14 protein-coding genes and 1 pseudogene are annotated in these 16,200 nt (G+C 52.2%); 5 read left to right on the top strand and 10 right to left on the bottom strand.

Going from position 1 to position 16,200, the window contains the following annotated elements:
- Positions 1-16: 16 nt before the first annotated feature.
- From FMM72_RS02780 to FMM72_RS02750, 7 genes are all read right to left on the bottom strand, one after another.
- Positions 17-775, bottom strand: a complete 759-nt coding sequence (locus FMM72_RS02780; RefSeq protein ID WP_162220516.1) for an SDR family NAD(P)-dependent oxidoreductase — start codon at positions 773-775, stop codon at positions 17-19.
- Between the two features lie 77 nt (positions 776-852).
- A complete protein-coding gene (locus FMM72_RS02775; protein ID WP_162220515.1) occupies positions 853-2,085 on the bottom strand; it encodes an ABC transporter substrate-binding protein in 1,233 nt (410 codons plus the stop codon).
- Positions 2,086-2,131: 46 nt separating this feature from the next.
- The gene (locus FMM72_RS02770) at positions 2,132-2,842 is read right to left on the bottom strand and encodes an ABC transporter ATP-binding protein (RefSeq protein WP_160209248.1); all 711 of its coding nucleotides are present in this window, start codon (positions 2,840-2,842) and stop codon (positions 2,132-2,134) included.
- Positions 2,823-3,611 carry an ABC transporter ATP-binding protein gene (locus FMM72_RS02765; RefSeq protein ID WP_160209247.1) on the bottom strand — a complete coding sequence of 263 codons (789 nt, stop codon included), beginning with the start codon at positions 3,609-3,611 and terminating at the stop codon, positions 2,823-2,825. Before FMM72_RS02765 ends, FMM72_RS02770 begins: the two co-directional genes overlap by 20 nt.
- A 14-nt stretch (positions 3,612-3,625) precedes the next feature.
- On the bottom strand, positions 3,626-4,600 hold the full coding sequence (locus FMM72_RS02760) for a branched-chain amino acid ABC transporter permease (RefSeq protein WP_160209246.1): 975 nt from the start codon (positions 4,598-4,600) through the stop codon (positions 3,626-3,628).
- 6 nt (positions 4,601-4,606) lie between these two features.
- Entirely contained in the window at positions 4,607-5,491 is an 885-nt protein-coding gene (locus tag FMM72_RS02755) for a branched-chain amino acid ABC transporter permease (RefSeq protein ID WP_162220514.1), read from the bottom strand.
- A 32-nt stretch (positions 5,492-5,523) separates the two neighbouring features.
- The gene (locus tag FMM72_RS02750) at positions 5,524-6,489 is read right to left on the bottom strand and encodes a uroporphyrinogen decarboxylase family protein (RefSeq protein ID WP_162220513.1); all 966 of its coding nucleotides are present in this window, start codon (positions 6,487-6,489) and stop codon (positions 5,524-5,526) included.
- 402 nt (positions 6,490-6,891) lie between these two features.
- Between FMM72_RS02750 and FMM72_RS17475 the strand changes: the two genes are divergently transcribed.
- From FMM72_RS17475 to FMM72_RS02730, 5 genes and pseudogenes are all read left to right on the top strand, one after another.
- Positions 6,892-7,566 carry an FCD domain-containing protein gene (locus FMM72_RS17475; RefSeq protein ID WP_162220512.1) on the top strand — a complete coding sequence of 225 codons (675 nt, stop codon included), beginning with the start codon at positions 6,892-6,894 and terminating at the stop codon, positions 7,564-7,566.
- Complete coding sequence (locus tag FMM72_RS02740; RefSeq protein WP_162220511.1) at positions 7,548-8,510, top strand: aldo/keto reductase; 963 nt, start codon at positions 7,548-7,550, stop codon at positions 8,508-8,510. The genes FMM72_RS17475 and FMM72_RS02740 overlap by 19 nt, the downstream gene beginning before the upstream one ends.
- Before the next feature lie 132 nt (positions 8,511-8,642).
- Positions 8,643-8,771, top strand: coding sequence for a hypothetical protein (locus FMM72_RS17325; protein ID WP_257431277.1), 129 nt, complete (start codon positions 8,643-8,645; stop codon positions 8,769-8,771).
- A 136-nt stretch (positions 8,772-8,907) separates the two neighbouring features.
- Positions 8,908-10,602 (top strand): recombinase family protein, encoded by a 1,695-nt coding sequence (locus FMM72_RS02735; protein ID WP_347561219.1) that lies wholly within the window; start codon positions 8,908-8,910, stop codon positions 10,600-10,602.
- Positions 10,590-11,324 (top strand): annotated as a pseudogene (locus FMM72_RS02730) (nucleoside recognition domain-containing protein); the annotation flags it as partial. The gene FMM72_RS02735 and the pseudogene FMM72_RS02730, both read left to right, overlap by 13 nt.
- Positions 11,325-11,373: 49 nt before the next feature.
- On the opposite strand, the gene FMM72_RS02725 reads toward FMM72_RS02730, so the two are convergent.
- The 3 genes from FMM72_RS02725 to FMM72_RS02715 all read right to left on the bottom strand — a co-directional run bounded on the left by FMM72_RS02725 (position 11,374) and on the right by FMM72_RS02715 (position 16,187).
- Entirely contained in the window at positions 11,374-11,646 is a 273-nt protein-coding gene (locus FMM72_RS02725) for a DUF3795 domain-containing protein (protein ID WP_180322865.1), read from the bottom strand.
- Positions 11,647-11,976: 330 nt separating this feature from the next.
- Complete coding sequence (locus FMM72_RS02720) at positions 11,977-13,383, bottom strand: VWA domain-containing protein (RefSeq protein ID WP_162220509.1); 1,407 nt, start codon at positions 13,381-13,383, stop codon at positions 11,977-11,979.
- A 92-nt stretch (positions 13,384-13,475) separates the two neighbouring features.
- Positions 13,476-16,187 (bottom strand): calcium-translocating P-type ATPase, PMCA-type, encoded by a 2,712-nt coding sequence (locus tag FMM72_RS02715; protein ID WP_243157699.1) that lies wholly within the window; start codon positions 16,185-16,187, stop codon positions 13,476-13,478.
- Positions 16,188-16,200: the final 13 nt, after the last annotated feature.

Here is a 16,200-nt window from a genome sequence, read left to right as displayed (position 1 = left end):
CCGTGTACATATGGCGTTACCAGGCAAGGAAACCGCCGTCCACAGGCAGAAGGATTCCGGTCACGTAATCAGCCTCTTCAGAGGCCAGAAATACGCTCGCGGCGCGCAGATCGCGTTCAACGCCCCACCGCCCCACGGGAATACGGGCCAGCAGATGGCCGCTGCGGGACAAGTCGGCACAGTAGTCCTTGTTCATGTCGGTATTCATATAACCCGGGGCGATGCAGTTGACCGTAATGCCATAGGGCGCCCAATCATTGGACATCGCTTTGGTCATCTGCACAACGCCGCCCTTCGCCGCCGCGTAGCCAAGAGACATGCGGCCGCCAATGATACTCAAAAGGGAGGCCATATTGATGATGCGGCCGTATTTTTGTTCCATCATGACCTTGGCGGCGAGCTGGCTCATCAGAAACACCGCGTCGTAGTTAATCTTGCGGATGACGTCCCAATCCTCAAGCGGGAAGTCCTGCGATTTATGGTTGCGGTTGATGCCCGCGTTGTTGAACAGGATATCCAGCCGTCCGCCCAACAGCTTCAGAGCCTCGTCAAATCCCTGGCGGAGGCTTTCACGGTCAGACAGGTCGCAGACGACGCCGTGCGCCGGCGCGCCGCCGTCCGCGGCGATCTCCGAAGCCGCCCGCTTGCAGGCGTCCGTCGTAGAGATGATAACAATTTCAGCTCCCTGTTCGTGATAGGCTTCGGCAATAGCGCGGCCGAGTCCGCGATTGCCACCGGTGACGATTGCCTTGCGGCCGGTAAGATCAAACATCATAAGATACTTCCTCTTTTCTTTTGTGGCCGGATACCGCGGCAAAATTTACGCCGCGGTATCCGGCCTCCTGTTGTTTACTAATTGTTTTCGGGGGCGACGACCCACTTGCCGTTTTCAACCTTGATAACCGTCATACCGCGGTTTACCATGCGGTTGTCGTCAAAGGTAGCGTAGCCTGTTTCGCCGTCCCACTCCTTGATTTTGAGCAGTTCATCATAAAGGGAGGCGCGGTCGTCAGCGCCGTTTTTCAGCGCCGCTTCGATCATAGCGAGCGACTCGTAAGCATTGGTCGCGAAATAGTTGGGGTTTTCATTGTACAGCGAGCGGTATTTTTCCGTAAAGGCGGCGATGCGCTCGTCCGGATTATCCGCGAAGAAAATGGTCATTGAATAAACGCCTTCGCCCGCGTCGCCGGCCAGTTTCAGAAAATCATCCGAATAGATCATGCCGCTGGAAACCCACTTCACATCTCCCAAATCAATCTGCTTGGCCTGCTGAAGCATGGTGCCCATGTCATTATAGCTTGTGACACAGATGATCAGTTCAGGCGCGGCGGCTTTCAGCTTTGTGAGGATAGAGGAGAAATCGCTTACCTGGCCCTGCACATAGCTTTCCGTCAGAACAACCTCGCCGCCCATCGCGGGGATTTGTTCGTTGAGAATCTGGCTTAACACGATACCGGAATCATTTTCAAGGTGTACGATCGCGATCTTTTTCTCACCGAGCTTGTTCACGGCCACATCGGCCAGCCAGGTGTATTCCACATCGTTTGAGTTTTGCAGACGGAATAGATGGTCGTTGGCTGTTGTGATGTCGGGATGTCCGGCGGTAGGAGCCATCTGCACCATGCCGGCGTCCTGATAGATGGGAGCGCCCGCCAGAACGCACGTGCTGTTGTAACTGCCGATTTCAGCAATGTATTTTGAGTCGGATGTTACCATCTGCGCGATGTTCGACGCTTCCTTGGGCGTGCTCTTGTCGTCAAAATAATCGATCTGGATCATCTTGCCGTTGATTCCGCCGGATTCATTGATCTCGTTCATTTTCATGTCGAGCGCTTTCTTGAAGAAGTTTCCATACTGGGCATCGTCGCCGGTGAACGGAGCGCCGCACGCTATGTAATATGTGCCGCCCTCTGTCTGCGCTGCATTCGCGGGGGCGCTGGAGGAGGCCGCCGCGGCGCCTGTGGAAGCGCCGCCGCCCGCGGCGCTTGGTGCCGTTCCTGCGCCGGCGTCGCCGCTGCTGCCGCAGCCGGCCAGCAACGCGGTGGTCATTGTGAGTGCCATTGCGAAACAAAATGCTCTTTTCATAATCTGCTCCTTTCAAAATCAGGCGCGTAAGCGCCGAATTGACTGTTCAGGCGTTGCCGCCAAGATAGGACGCATAGACCTGCTCGTTGTTCAAAAGGTCCGCGCCTGTACCTTCCAGTGTAATTTTCCCATTCTCCAGCACATAGCCATAATCGGCAATGGACAGCGCGCCAAAAGCGTTCTGTTCAATCAATAAGATGGTGACGCCCTGCTTTTTGATCTCGGCGATCAGCTGGAAGATGGTTTCCGTTAAAATGGGCGAAAGCCCCAGGGACGGCTCATCGAGCATCAGCATGTCAGGGGCGCTCATTAACGCCCGGCCGATTGCAAGCATTTGCTGTTCGCCGCCGGAAAGGGTGCCCGCCTGTTGATTGATGCGTTCCTTTAGAATGGGGAACAGCTCGAACGCGCGTTCAAAGGAAGCGGCCAGCGTTTCCTTTTTGCGGGTGTAGCCGCCCATCAGCAGGTTCTCCTGAATGGTCATTCTTGGGAAAATCTGCCGGCCCTCCGGAGAGAGCGTGACACCGCGGCATACGATTTTGTTCGCGGGCAGACCGCACAGGTTCTCGCCGTTGTAAAGAATCTGTCCACTGCGCGGACGCACAGTGCCTGCGATGGATTTGAGCAGGGTGGATTTTCCTGCGCCGTTGGAACCGATCAGAGCCACGATATTGCCCTTTTTGACCTTCATATCCACATCCCACAGCGCATGGAGGTGGCCGTAAAACGTGTTCAGTTTACTGATCTCCAGCAGCATCGCGACGCACACCTCCCTTGCCGATATAAGCCGTGATGACCTCCGGGTCCTTTTGCACCTGAGCCGGGGTGCCTTCAGCGATTTTGACGCCGTGATCGATAACGTTTACATAATCCGAAATCCCCATCACGAGCCGCAGGTCGTGTTCAATCAATACAATGGTAAAGCCCTTTTGGGTAAGGCTCTGGATATACGTGCTTAGCTCCTGCGTCTCCTGTGGATTCAGGCCCGCCGCAGGCTCGTCCAGGAAAAGAAGCTTTGGATCGCTCATGAGAGCACGGGCGATTTCCAGAACCTTTTGTTTTCCATAGGGGAGGTTGACGCACAGCTCGTTTTCATACTGCAACAGATTGATTTCCTCGAGCGCCGCGCGCGCTTTTTTTAGCGCCTCGGCCTCTGTGCGTTTTTTCCTTGGGGTATTGAACAGGCCGTCCCACAGATTCTGTTCCAGACGGCACTGATAACCGATCAGCACATTTTCCAATACGCTCATCTGGGCATACAGACGTATATTCTGGAAGGTACGCGCGATACCGCAGCCGATGAATTCGTATGATTTTTTGCCTACCATCTCCACGCCGTCCAGTTTGATGCTGCCGGCGTTCGGCAGATAAAAGCCCGTCAGCATATTAAAGATCGTCGTTTTTCCCGCTCCGTTGGGACCAATGACGCTGACAATCCTGCCTTTGGGCACGCTGAAGGAAACATCCTGTACCGCCTTGAGTCCGCCAAAGGAGATTGATAGATCCTTAACTTCCAGCAGGTCCATTTTCATCGCTCCTTTCAGCGTTCCCTTTTGAAGGTAACAGCGGTTTTCAGCGCGCGTTTCACAGCGCCCCAATCAGTGATTTTCAACAGCATCATGACGACAAGCACGACGCCGTATACCAACATGCGGTAGTCGGAGAACGAGCGCAGCGCCTCCGGCAGCACCGTTAAAAGTATGGCGGCAATAATAGAACCGTTCATATTGCCCATGCCGCCAAGCACAACCATGCTCAGAATGACGGTGGATTCATCGCTGATAAAGCTTGTGGGATCGATAAATTCCATATAGCTTGCATACAGCGCGCCGGCGATGCCGGCAATGCCGGTGGAAATAACAAAAGCAATCACTTTATGGCGGTAGACATTGATCCCCATGGATTCAGATGAGATTTCATCATCGCGCAGCGCCTTGAGGTTGCGTCCAAACTTGGAGCGGATCAGATTGCGCAGGGCGATATACACCACAATGGCAATGATGATGACCAGATAGAGAAACGCCGCGCTGCTTTTGATGGTATAACCGAACAGCTTAGGTTTGGGGATATTGAGAATCCCCATTGGTCCGCGTGTCACATCCGTCCAGTTTAAAAGAATCAGGCGGATGATTTCAGCAAAGCTCATGGTGAGGATAGCCAAATATCCGCCGGAGAGCTTGAGCGTGGGGATGGCAATCAACAGGCCAAAAAGCATGGAAATAAGGAACGCCGCCAGAATTCCCAGCCATACGGATACGCCAAGGTTTACGCACAGCAGCGCTGAAGTATAAGCGCCGATTCCATAGAAAGCGATATGCCCCAGGGATATCTGTCCGGCGACTCCGGCGATTAAATTCAAAGACATGGCCAGAATCGCGTACAGCACGCTGATGACGCATACACGGTAGACGTATTGGCTGAATCCCAGCAGAGGAAACAGAAAGAGCGCGGCCAACAGCAGTCCCACCAGGGCGGCATGAATTTTTGGAGGCAGTGTTTTCAGCTTTTTCATCATATACACCTACACCTTCTTTTGTACCGGCTTGCCCAGTAGGCCGCAAGGGCGGAAGATCAGCACAATGACCAATACGACAAAAGCAGCGATATCGCGCATACTTGAACTGATATATCCGGCGGTGAACGTTTCGACGACGCCGATCAGCAGGCCGCCCAAAACAGCGCCGCGCAGCTCGCCGATGCCGCCGAGCACAGTTGCCGCGAACGTTTTGTTGCCGGTCGTCACGCCGATTGAAAGATTGACGCTGCGGAAAATCATACAGGCGAAAATACCGGATACCGCAGCAAGCACAGCGCCGAAGAAAAAGGTGAGCCCCACAACGCGGTCCACAGGAATTCCCATCAGTTCCGTAGCCTCGGAATTCTGCGCGGTGGCGCGCATCGCCATGCCAATTTTCGATCTTTTAATGAAAAGGGTGAGACCCGCCATCAGCAGTATGGACATCGCGATCACGAACAACTGGATATAGGAAATATTGGCGGTGGCAACCGTGATATATTTTCCATCAAAAAGCGTGGGGAACTGCCGGGTTTCGCTGCCGAGAAAAAGCAGCATGACGTTTTGAATGACAATGGATACGCCGATGGTACAGATCAGAGCTGTAAACTTGGGCAGATTTTTTTTGCGAAGCGGCCGCAGCGTATATCGTTCAATCAGATATCCAAGGCAGCCGGTCAAAAAGATAGACAGGATAAAGGCGGGCAAAAATGGGATTTGGCACAGGCTTGCAAATACATAGAACAGGTAAGCGCCCACCATGTACATCGTGCCGTGGGTGAAATTGATAAGCTCCAGTACAGCATAAACCAGAGAATATCCGATTGCCGTCAACGCATACAGACTGCCAAGCGCAATGCCGTTAACTAATTGCTGTGTGAAGAATTCCATATCTGTACTCCTTTCACGCGGGCCGGCGCCGGTCAGCGCCTGTATGTACCCGTGGAGCGCACAGCCTGCGCGATGCGTTCAAGGGCGATGTCCGTCGGCAGCGTGCAGTCGGCGCCCAACAAAATGTTTTTGGTCCCTGCTTCGTCCAGTACTTTGTGTACGGCAAGCTCGATCTGATCAGACGAACCGTCGACCAATACGCCTGCCCGGTCGTCTAATCCGCCCAGCAGGACGCGCTGTGCGCCCAAAAGCGTGCGTCCTTCGTTTAGAGAGATGTTCCCCTCGTGGACGCCCCAGTTGATTACCTTTGCGGGATACCCCAGATAACGGGCAAGGTTGAGGTGATCCTTGCACATATGCAGGACGTTGAAGCAGGGCGCGAGCTGGTCATACTTTTGAAGCAGCGCCACCTCATAAGGTTTGAAAAAGGTTTCAAACTCATCGTCTGTCATCATGGCTGTTTCTCCGCCAAGGGATGCAAAGTAAAGGCCGTCTGCGCCGGCTTCGATACAAGCGCCGCAGAGAAAATCAAGGTAATCGGCGATGATCTCCATGCCATGGCGGAAAGCCGTTGGATTCTCACGCAGGCAGCGTGTGACGGCCAGCTTGTCGTTGTCGTACAGTTCGCCGCCGCCAAGGTAGTGAAAAGCTGATGCAACCATACCGTGGATTGTAGCCAATACGACCGCCTGTCCTTTTACTTCCTCGCAGACACGGCGCACAAGCTCCACCTGCCGCGTAATAAAGGGGGCGTCGTGAGGAATAGGCGCCAGCTTGGCCCAATCGTCAGGGGCGGACAGGGCGGGGTTGTTCGGCAGGCTGTTTTCGTTCATTACCTTGCACAAATCCGTGCCGCTTTTTTCAAAGAAATGAAGGTGCATTTGTACAGCCGCTTCACCCGCTTCGTATCCTTTGGGAAAATGCAGCCAGAAACCACTGGGTACCCTGTCGGGCGCTTCGCCGGATACCGCCGCCAGAACCCGTTCGCGTTTGTTCATGGTAATCCCCTTTCAATTCTATAATCATGTTATTAACAATATCCTTAATATTATCAGGATGCCTAAATGATAGCATCCTGCACGTTGGTTGTCAATAAAATCTGACATTATTTTTATAATTTTGGCAAATAGAACGAATTTTTGTTATAAAAAAAGGCAAAATGACAATTTTGTTTTGAAAAATTTTTTTGGAATCTGCGTCTGGTTTTTTGTGAAACAGTGCTGATTTTCGGCGTTTATGCCGTATCAGATAATCTGTGCGAATGTTGTGACAGGCATTGACAGGAAGCTTTTGGGAGCCTATAATAGATTTTAATATGTTATTAATAATATCAAAAGGGCAATCAACAGGACAAAGTCCTCAAATAGACCCGGAAACGGAAGTAGGGAGGAATCTGTGCCGTGGCGGAAGCTACCATTAAGTCGCGTGTGTATAACGCCGTCTGGAATGACATTATTGATGGCGCATACGATTGGAATTATGTTTTTAATGAAAAAAGCCTTGTGGAAAAGTACGGCGTCAGCAAATCGCCTGTGCGGGACGCGCTGCTGGAACTGTGCAAAGACAATGTGCTGCGCAGTATCCCGCGCTACGGATATGAGATCGTGCGCATCCCCGAAAAGCAGCTGCGCGAGATGATCGATATGCGGGTGTTGATTGAAACGGCCAGCCTGCGCCAGTGTTTTTCATCTCTTGGCCATGCCGAATTTGATACGCTGCGCGAATATAATCTGCGAAGCCGCCTGCTTTTGCTGGATAAAAGCTCGACCGCGCGCGATTTGTGGGACGACAATATGCAGTTTCACCGGCGGCTGTACTCTTTTTCAAACAATGAGTTTGGCATGACAATCCTTGACCGGTGCATGCAGATGCAGACGATGGCTTATGTGCAGTTGTATCGCTTCACACAGGATGCGCATAAAATTATGACCAGCACTTCGCATGAGCGAATCGAGCAGCTCATAGTGGATGGAGACTGCGAGGGGGCGATTCGCGCGCTGCAAAACGACATTCGCTCTATACGAGCAGCACAAAATGCCAAGGAGGAGGGTTTTGATTGCGTACCCTGGAGCTGAATGCCGGCGGGGAAAGCCTGCAGCTTTCGCGCCTGGTGTTTGGCACAGGCAGCGTGGGCAGTTCAATTCCCCCGCAGGAATCCGCTGCGCTTTTGGATTTATATCGGGCGATGGGCGGTAACTGTATCGATACCGCGCGCATGTATGGCAATGGCGCCAGCGAGGAGACGATCGGCCGCTATCTCGCGCTGCGAAGCTGCCGTGCAACGGTAGCGATATCCACCAAAGGCGGATTTCCGCCAAAAAATGATATGCATCATTCCCGCATCCGGCCTGACGCGCTCAAGAGTGATCTGGAGTCCAGCCTGCGCGCCCTGGGAACGGAGTATGTGGATCTTTATTTCCTGCACCGCGACGATCCGGGGTATCCTGTGGAGGAGCTGATGCCCTTTTTAGACGGCCTTGTCCGCGATGGAAAGGTGCGTTTTTTAGGCGCTTCGAATTGGACGTCCGCCCGTATTGCCGAGGCCAATCGGTTTGCAGTCTCCAACGGATTGACACCGTTTGCGATCAGTCAGATTCAATGGAGCCTTGCCGCGGCGACGCCTGCCATGTGGGAGGACGACACCATTGTGTGCATGAACGACACGGAGTCCGCTTTTTACAGACAGGCGCATATGCCTGTCATGGCGTTTACGCCGCTGACGCGCGGCTTTTTTTCAAAGGCGATCACGGAAGGGATCGACAGTCCGGCGCTGGAGACGTATGCCGCCTTTAAAACGCCGCTGAATCTTGCCCGTGCGGAGCGTGTGCACGCGCTGTGCGATCGATACAATGCGACGCCGACGCAGATCTGCCATGCATATCTGACGAGCGGATCGCCGGACGGCCTGGCGGTATTGGGTGCAAAGAAGCGCGCCCATCTCGAGGACTCGCTGGCTGGAGCCGATCTAACGCTTACGGCTCAGGATCTGGAATTTTTGTGTGCGTCGGATGCACGATGAACAAAAAAAGCAGGTATGGCCCGCGTGCTTACAGCACGCGGGCCATACCTGCTAATGATCGGTCGATAGCTTTTGCTGGATCAATGAAAGGACTTCGGATTGTCTCTGTGGGGAAAGGCGGGACGCTTCCAGTTGGCGTTCGATAATCTTTATATGAAGCTGATTGAGAAAATCTGCGGCGCTTTGTCCATCCGGAGGAGGGACCATGTGAACCCGGATATTTCTGATCTGGTTCTGCTTCATCCCGCCACCCCTTCCTGATACAGGGTATGCGGCATATGGATTGTCCCATACAAAAAAGAAAGAGCTGATTATACAGGCGGGCGTCTGGGTCTAGGCACAGGCGTCCGCTTCATATTTTTATAGAAGCAGGAACAATCCGAAACTCAGGGAGGAGATCGATACGCTGATTTTTATTTACAGCCGCAAGTCGGTCTATACGGGAAAAGGGGAGTCAATTGAAAATCAGGTTGAGCTTTGCCGCCGTTATATTGACGACCGGATCAGAGGCGGCAGGGACGCAGAGATTGCTGTCTATGAGGATGAGGGATTTTCCGGGAAAAATCTTGATCGCCCGCAGTTTCAAAGGATGCTTGCCGATTCCAAAATACAAAAGCCGGATTATATTGTCTGCTATCGTCTCGACCGCATCAGCCGCAGTGTCGGGGATTTTGCGCCTCTGGTGGAAGATTTTATTGCACGGGATATTGGATTTGTCTGTATCAAGGAACAGTTTGACACCTCGACGCCGATGGGTAAGGCGATGATGTATATTGCAAGTGTATTTGCGCAGCTTGAGCGTGAAACAATCGCTGAACGAGTGAAGGACAATATGACTTTGTTAGCGCGAACCGGCCGTTGGCTTGGTGGTGTGACGCCCACAGGATTTATTTCTGAACAGGTGGAAAACGATGCATCCGATGGGAGAAAAAAGACGATTCACCAGTTGACGCCCAATCCGGCTGAAGTAGGAACAGTTCAATTGATCTTTCAAAAATATCTGGAGCTGCGTTCGCTGCGTGGCGTCTCCAAATATTTGATGCGCGCTGGTGTGCGAAATCGCAGCGGGGAACCGTATTCAATGCTTGGTATCAAGGATTTACTGCGTAATCCGGTTTACTGTACTGCTGACAGTGCCGCACGGGCTTATTTTCTCGCCGAGGGCGCGCAGGTTTGTTTTTTTGAGTGGGAATGTTCGAAAGAGCATGGCCTGCTTTCTTATAATAAACGCCAATACGTGCATAAGGGCCGCTCCCGATTGGAGAAATCACAGTGGATTGTCGCAATTGGCGGCCATCCCGGAATGATCGACAGTATGGATTGGATTGCGGTTCAAAAACTTCTGGAGGAACATTCCGAACAGAACCGTCTTAAATTGCCGCAGAGCTACAATGATTATGCTATTTTATCAGGCCAGATTTTCTGCGCTAGCTGTCATTCGCGGATGTTTGCAAAACGGCGAAGTAACAGTGAAACGTTGTTTGACTATATTTGTAAAAGTAAGCTGAAGGCCGGCGGCTCCTGCGGCTGCCGAAATTTGAATGGCTCTCGGACTGATCAGCTTGTCTATTCTTATCTGTTGCAATCAATACAGGGGGATCGGAAACTTTACAGGCTATTGGATGATCTGAAAAAACATATCCAGGAACAGGCAGCGCCGGATACGACGGCATATCTTGACAGACAGCTTGCAAAGACACAGCGTGAGATAGATGGCCTGCTTGCGGTTTTGGCATCCAACGCAGCAAATGAAGCGGTGATTCGCCAGGTTAATGCTCAGATCGAACGGTTAGAGATGGAATCAGAAAGGCTTCGCATCTCCAGAGAGATTGCAAAACAGGCTTCGCAAGAGGGGGATAAGGCGGATACCGAGCGGGCATTGTATTTATCAAAGCAGCTTTTGGATGTTAAGGACTGCTTTTCTTTGGCAACCATCCATGAAAAACGTGATTTGATCCGGTTTTTTGTAAATAGATTAGAATGGGATGGCACAGATCTGCACGTCTTTCTGTATGAACGTGAAGGGATACGATCAATGGAAACGGCTGTGCAGATTGTTTCCAATCCCAGGGGGAAGCTTTCCCAACGCTGATCGCAATTATCACCATGTTTTTTATCGGAGGAGCGGTTGGCGCATTCGCATCGTTGGCATCAACGCTCTTTTTAACTGGTGTGATAATACTGGGCGTCCTGATGACGTTCCTTGTATCGGCGCTTCTTTCCAAAACAATCCTGAAAGGGATACCATCTTCGTTTACACTGGAACTGCCGCCCTATCGGCGTCCACAGGTTGGGAGAGTGATTGTGCGGTCTATCTTTGACCGCACCCTGTTTGTACTTGGGCGGGCGGCGGCGGTTGCAGCGCCGGCCGGACTGATCATTTGGCTTCTGGCGAATATCCAGATGGATGGCGTTAGCCTGTTAGCGCACTGCGCGGCGTTTCTTGATCCGTTTGCACGGCTGCTTGGGCTTGATGGAGTCATCCTGATAGCATTTATTTTAGGCTTTCCTGCCAATGAAATTGTCGTGCCAATCATGATTATGACCTATCTTTCCACTGGCAGCATACAGGAGTTTGACAATCTGACACAACTGAAAGCCTTGCTGGTGGATAATGGATGGACTTGGCTGACAGCCATCTGTACGATGTTGTTCTCCCTGATGCATTGGCCATGTTCAACCACCTGTCTGACGATCCGCAAGGAGACGCAGAGCTGGAAATGGACGGCGGTATCTATTCTGCTCCCAACCCTAATCGGTATGGCCGTCTGCTTTATGGTAGCGGGCGCTGCGCGCCTTATGGGACTTGTTTGATTAGGGGCTGTTTGAAAAATCAAAATACCCGCCTTTTTCTGCATATTCTTTACTCGATACCATTGCCTTTTCCCCACTTTTTACATTGTTCAATTCTCACCCCATTGTCGCTTTGCTCCATATCGTAAGCAAAAGTATGAAGCAAAGAACAGACAAAATTGTCACATTCTCCACAGTGGTTTTTCTCTTTCGTTTCACAGCAGGATTTGACAGGGCAGCTATCAGCCCAGAAAGGCTTATCCATATTTGCACAACCTTTACACCCTGTTGCTTTCCGAAAGTCACATTTACTGCATAATAATCCACATCTTGATTCAACCATGATAATCCAGCCTCCTTTTGTTATTTATACAGAATAACACACCAAACATGACGCCTATATGTCATGTAGCGTGTTAAAAACAAGTTTACAAAATCATAAATATTTGCTCAAGGTAGATATTCTATCCTTTATAATGCAAGCGGCAGCTACCCATTCAAAGGGTGCTGCCGCTTAAATCTCTTTCTATAATTTTGTCATTCAAGGCTCTTGCCGAAAAAATGATGTAGTAAATGCCTTTTCACTGCATAAAATCATTGATTTTACCGAATTTTCCAGAACCCTTCAAGATACTGCCGTGGCAGACGAGTAAGATGTTTACCATAAAGGTTTTTACTCCTCAAGCATCTTTTTGCAGGACAACTCATTCAGCCATTGCTCAAGGTTGCAGAGCAGCTCTTGAAAAAGCGCCTGATCAGAAAGATCATCGATGTCGTCCATCTTTAAAAATGCGGCGTTGTTTGAATGGCGGCCGTCGATTTCATTGAGACATGACAATATGCCATACTCTGAGCCGCCAATTCCGATAAATTGCCAGTAAATTGGGAAACGCGACGTTTTGATTAAAATTTCCTCGATCGCCCAGTCCGCCGACAGATGGCCGTCCGTTACAAACAGCACCATAACCGGCGCGCGCAAGCCGCCATAGATCATCATAATATCGCGCATGGCTTCAGGCTCGTTGTTGAACTGATAGTTGAGCATACTCATCCATCGCTCAAAGCCGCCCATCTCCGCAAACGTATAATCACGCACATTGTCCATTGTGACCGCGCCGAATTGGCGGCTTTTGGCCGCGAACGCCCAGAAATCCATGGCTGCGGCGTCCGAAAGGGTAGATGCATATGTAAAAAATTTGTCTACAACACGCTGCATACGCCCGTTGCGGTACTGATCAAACATGGAACCGGAGATGTCGGAGCACATGACAACCTGCACAGACCGTTCGATGGCGCCGGGATAGCGTGCTAACATAAGAAACATATTTTTATAAAGCTCGGACAGGTAGGCTGTATCGCCGCGGCATTGACGCGCAAGATTATCCATGCGCGCACAGACTTCGGCGGGCAGGGAACGCACCACATTTTGAAAAGCCGCGTTTGCAGGCCGGCGCGGCGCGCCCGCCCGGATGCCGCCCGCCGGACGGACGGGCGGCGCGGGCGCATCAGCCGCGCCGGCGGGGACCGGCGCAGCCGGCGGCTGCGCCGGTGCGGGCGAGGCTACAGAACCGCCGTAACTTTCAATCAACGCTTTCAAACCGCCATTGAAACCGCGTCCGACTGCGCAGAAACGCCAGTCGTCGCCCTTGCGGTAAATTTCACAGATAACAATGGCGCGTTCACCGGAAAATTCAGCGCCGGAATAGGAAAAGCGCAGCGTTTCCGTCTGTCCTGAAAGCAGACGGACATACCCCTTTTCCAATTCGCGCATTGTGCGCGTGCCGTCGATGGAGATAGCAAAGGATAACTTGGCAATCTTTGACGGCAGTTTTCCCAGAGAAAGAGTAAAGCGTTCCGAGCCGGTAGCAGCACCCGCGCTCAGGGAAACTGCCTGTTCAGGCGACTGCTTTTGATTGTAGAAAACAAAATACTGCTCATCTGACAGGCGTCCGGCGCTGTCGAGCCCAAAACAGGCGACATCAAGCTCCATGGGCGCTTTGTGATAAAGCTCCAGCACACAGTCGGCTCCGCCGCAAAGCCCGCGGATGGATTCACGCTGTCCCCTTAACGCTTCTATCATTGTTTTCACGCCTCCTCAAATTGAGGGCCGTGTGAAAAACCGGACCAGACGCCGGTTTTTCACACAGGGCCTAAATTGGTTGTGGCAAAGCGTTATTCCGCTTTTGCCGGAAAGATCAGCTTACGGATAGTGCCGACCGGCAGAACGATCAGTGAAAGCAGGATCACAACGCCCCATTCCTTCAGCGTGAGCGGCGCGGTACGCAGGATCGAACCGCCTATAAAGGTCATAAGGACCTGAACTGCAACGATCAGCCCCATGACATACAAAAACATTTTATTTCCGGAGATATTGTCAAATATATTCAGTTTATCCGTGCGCGCATTGAAGCCGTTGAGCATGGCACTGAATACATAGAAACAGAAGAAACCGGTCATAAAATAGATATCGCTGCCATTATAGACCATCAGACCGTCCTCACGGAACAGCGTCTTGAAGAACGGCACCTGCAAAAAGATCAGGCTCGCCGCCGTGAGATAAATTCCAACAACGATCAGCGACGACCACATGTTTTTGCTGATGATCGATTCGTCGCGGCGCTTGGGCTTTTCGTTCATATAACGCGCCAACGGCGGCTCTCCGCCGAGTGCGAGCGCGGCCAGGGTATCCATAACGATATTGACCCAAAGCATCTGCGTAACGGAAAGCGGCGTGCCCATTCCAATAAACGGACCGATCAGCGCGATCAAAACGGCGCTGATATTGATCGTAAGCTGGAATACTATAAATTTACGGATATTGTTATAGATGGTGCGGCCATAAAGCACTGTTTTAACAAGGGAATTAAAGTTGTCGTCCAAAATCGTGATTTCCGCGGCCTCCTTAGAAACCTCGGTACCGGAACCCATCGCAAAACCGACGTCCGCTTTTTTCAGGGCGGGCGCGTCGTTGACGCCGTCGCCGGTCATGCCGACCACAAGGTTCTTTTCCTGGGAAATACGCACAAGGCGGCTTTTATCCGTCGGAAGGGCGCGCGCCACCACACGCAGGCGGGGCAGCACATTTTTCAGCTCGTCATCGGAAAGCTTTGCCAGATCGTCGCTCGTCATCGCCACATCGTCCGGCGAATCGATCAGCCCCGCGTCGCGCGCAATCGCGGCGGCGGTTTCTTTTTTGTCTCCTGTGACCATAACGACCTGGATGCCGGCTTTTTTAGCGGTGTGGATCGCTTCGACCGCTTCAGGCCGCAGCTCGTCACGGATACCGACGAGTCCGGCAAACGTCATATCCTGCAAAAGCGAATCGCCGATGCCGTTGTCAGAAGTGGCGAAAGCAAGCACGCGCATGGCTTTTTCCGACAGCTCGGACATGCGCGCTTCAAGGCGGGTGCGGACTTCATCCGTCATCGGATGCGGCTTTAAATCCTCGCCGTAATAGGCGGTGCAGAAGCCGAGCAGCTTTTCCGGGGCGCCCTTGATGATGGCGCGGTTAAGCTTGCCGCGCAGCACGCTCGCGGAATATTTGTTGGAACTGTTGAACATCAGCGAATCGCTGCATTCAAGTTTATAGGTTTCATAGGTGAGCGTGCCGTCTACGCCCACAAATTCATGAAGGGCGCGTTCGGTGGCGTTTCCACCGGTCACCTGGAGATGGCCGTTGCGTACCAGCGCGATGGCGTTCGTGTTTCCGCAGATGTTGATGAGCAGCATTTCGCGGAGCTGCTCCGGGATTGCTTCAAATGACTGGAAATCATTCCCTTCAGGGGAGGTAAAGCTTACCACCTGTAAGGCGCCCTTGGTGATTGTGCCGGTCTTGTCTGAAAACAGGATGTTGAGGCTTCCAGCCGTCTCCGCGCCGTCTATTTTCCGGATCAGGATATTGTCTTTGAGAAGCTTTTTCATGTTTAGCCCCGATACAAGCGCGATCATCATCGGCAGGCCCTCCGGAACAGCCACGACGATGATGACGACGGCAAGCGTTACAGACGAAACAAGATCGCGCAGAATCTGCATCACGTTGGCGGCGGAAAAATACGTCGCCGCACCCGGCAGCAGCGTCGGATTAAAGAAGATACAGTTGACCATAAAGGCGATGGCAATGAGCGTACCGCCGAGATATCCGAATTTGGAGATTGCATCGGCCACCTTGCCCAGCTTGACCTTAAGCGGCGATTCGCGCTCCTCGTCCTCCTTGAGTTCCTGCGCGAGGCGGCCGAACTGGGATTTGTCGCCGACACATTTCACCTGCATGATGGCCTCGCCGTTTGTCACGACAGAGCCGCGATAGACCTTATGCTTGTCCAGAAAATCGATCTGTTCGGCGTCATAGACGTAATCGGATTCGGCAGCCGTCTTGCTCGCTTCCTCGCTTTCACCGTTTAAGCTTGCCTGGTTGACCTTGATGTCGCCGTCGACCAGAACGCCGTCGGCACAGATCTTGTCGCCAGCCTGCAAAAGGACAAAATCACCGGTTGCGATGTCGTCGATTTGCAGGTCGCAGACCTGTACCAAACCGTCGCGGCGTCGGAACGCTTTGCAGAGGATTTTTGAATATTCGTCCTGCAGCTTTTGGAAAAGCTGGTTGTTGGAATATTCGCTGTATGTGGAAACTGTTGTGGCCAGCACGACAGCGATCGCGATGCCAACCGCCTCCAGCCAGTCGCCGACGCCAAAGATAGCAAACAGGATCGTGATGACGAGCGCGACGGTTAAAATCCGCACAAGCGCGTCGCCGCGAAACGTGTCCCACAGTTCGCGCCAGAATGACGTTTGTTCCGGAGGCGTCAGGGCATTGCTGCCAAACTGCTTTCGGCTCTGTTCCGCCTGCTCATCCGTGAGAGCATTGATTTCATGTCGATTCAGCATACATGATACTCCA

This window comes from Anaerotruncus colihominis (genome assembly GCF_010206195.1).
Lineage (GTDB): Bacteria > Bacillota > Clostridia > Oscillospirales > Ruminococcaceae > Anaerotruncus > Anaerotruncus colihominis_A.
This window is presented reverse-complemented; position numbering and strand designations above follow the sequence as displayed.

Excerpts from the sequence above, each read along its gene's own strand:
- FMM72_RS02720 (WP_162220509.1), bottom strand. The coding sequence starts at position 13,383 with ATGATAGAAGCGTTAAGGGGACAGCGTGAATCCATCCGCGGGCTTTGC.
- FMM72_RS02765 (WP_160209247.1), bottom strand. The coding sequence starts at position 3,611 with ATGGACCTGCTGGAAGTTAAGGATCTATCAATCTCCTTTGGCGGACTC.
- FMM72_RS02750 (WP_162220513.1), bottom strand. The coding sequence starts at position 6,489 with ATGAACAAACGCGAACGGGTTCTGGCGGCGGTATCCGGCGAAGCGCCC.
- FMM72_RS02725 (WP_180322865.1), bottom strand. The coding sequence starts at position 11,646 with ATGGTTGAATCAAGATGTGGATTATTATGCAGTAAATGTGACTTTCGG.
- FMM72_RS02715 (WP_243157699.1), bottom strand. The coding sequence starts at position 16,187 with ATGCTGAATCGACATGAAATCAATGCTCTCACGGATGAGCAGGCGGAA.
- FMM72_RS02775 (WP_162220515.1), bottom strand. The coding sequence starts at position 2,085 with ATGAAAAGAGCATTTTGTTTCGCAATGGCACTCACAATGACCACCGCG.
- FMM72_RS02780 (WP_162220516.1), bottom strand. The coding sequence starts at position 775 with ATGATGTTTGATCTTACCGGCCGCAAGGCAATCGTCACCGGTGGCAAT.
- FMM72_RS02760 (WP_160209246.1), bottom strand. The coding sequence starts at position 4,600 with ATGATGAAAAAGCTGAAAACACTGCCTCCAAAAATTCATGCCGCCCTG.
- FMM72_RS02755 (WP_162220514.1), bottom strand. The coding sequence starts at position 5,491 with ATGGAATTCTTCACACAGCAATTAGTTAACGGCATTGCGCTTGGCAGT.
- FMM72_RS02770 (WP_160209248.1), bottom strand. The coding sequence starts at position 2,842 with ATGCTGCTGGAGATCAGTAAACTGAACACGTTTTACGGCCACCTCCAT.